Consider the following 1,200-nt stretch of genomic DNA (forward strand, 5'->3'; position numbering starts at 1 on the left):
ATCTACACAAGCAGTAACTCCATCCGCAATACTTGGTCTGGTTAATTCCAAAAAACAGGTTTCCACCAGTGTGTTCTCCGGTGCTTGCTCAGCGACCTCACGTGCAAACTCCTTTAACTCGCGGTTCCCCTCGGGATCACGGCTCCCGTGTCCCACCAACAAAATAGCATCCATCTTCTATATTTCCTCCTCTGTCCGATCCGCAGATCAGATTTCTCATATTCGTAAGGCTCTCCACTCGACTCCAAGGAAGAAAGGTTTAATCTATTTCTATTTCTATTTCTATTTCTAGTTCTGTAATGAGTTCAGCTTTGTATCTATCTATATCAGCTGGGTTTCGGCCGGGTTGTGTTTAGATTATCGTTTGGTGTTTTAGTCACCGCATACCGGATTCACTTCGACGGTAACTGGCGCATCCACATGACGGAAGCCTTGAATAACTCCAACACGTTTGAAAAACTTGTGGAAACGTTCGTTCGGATGACCTTTTTCCTTGTACTCCGCGACAATGCGTTCCACAATGCCACCGATCTGATCACCTGGAATCCCCTCTGCTACTGGCTGAGCCGGGTGCGCGTTGCGGCCAAACTTTTTGCCGCCAAGGAACAGATCGTAGCCTCCTTTGCGGTACACGATGCCGATATCCTCCAGTACTGCCCCGTAACAAGCCATACCACAGCCGTTTAACGCTACGCTCGTTTCCTTCGGAGCAGACAATCCACCGATCACGTCCTGCAAATGGTTAGCCATCGGCACCGCGTCGTCCTTCTCCAGGTTGCAGAAGTCACAGGCTTTGACCTTGATCACATCCCCAATCGGCACCACGATAAAGTTTGCTGCGCGTAACTCGTCTACCAGCGCTTCCGGTTCAAACGTCGGCACTCTGAGAATAATCTGGTGCTCCGGCGTATACTCAAGCTCGCCGTCCTCGCTTGCGCACTGCGCCAGCAGGGCCATCTGAGCGGCGGTGAACTTTTTGTTGCCCACGCCAGGCGACACGCCGATCTCAAAGAGCGGCGCCTTGCGCCCAGGCACGGGCACAGCAGCGGCTACGCCAAGCACCGCTGCGCCGCTCGCGCCCTGCGCGCCCGCTGCCGCCGGGCCTGACGCTGCCGCGTCCAGCCAGCGGCTTGCCGCTTCGCCCGCGAGCGCACCGCCTGCCGCGAGCCGCGTCAGCGCCTCGGCGGCAAGCTCGGCGGC

The 1,200-nt window shown here is 55.7% G+C and carries 1 protein-coding gene and 1 pseudogene; both read right to left on the reverse strand.

Annotated features, from left to right (window positions below):
* Positions 1-174, reverse strand: a 174-nt coding sequence (locus EC604_RS29290; RefSeq protein WP_192895179.1) for a sirohydrochlorin chelatase, incomplete at its 3' end; no start/stop codon positions are given.
* Between the two features lie 198 nt (positions 175-372).
* Positions 373-1,200, reverse strand: a pseudogene (locus tag EC604_RS29295) (precorrin-3B C(17)-methyltransferase); the annotation flags it as partial.

The sequence above is a fragment of the Paenibacillus amylolyticus genome, assembly GCF_003719335.1.
Taxonomy (GTDB): Bacteria; Bacillota; Bacilli; order Paenibacillales; family Paenibacillaceae; genus Paenibacillus; species Paenibacillus amylolyticus_D.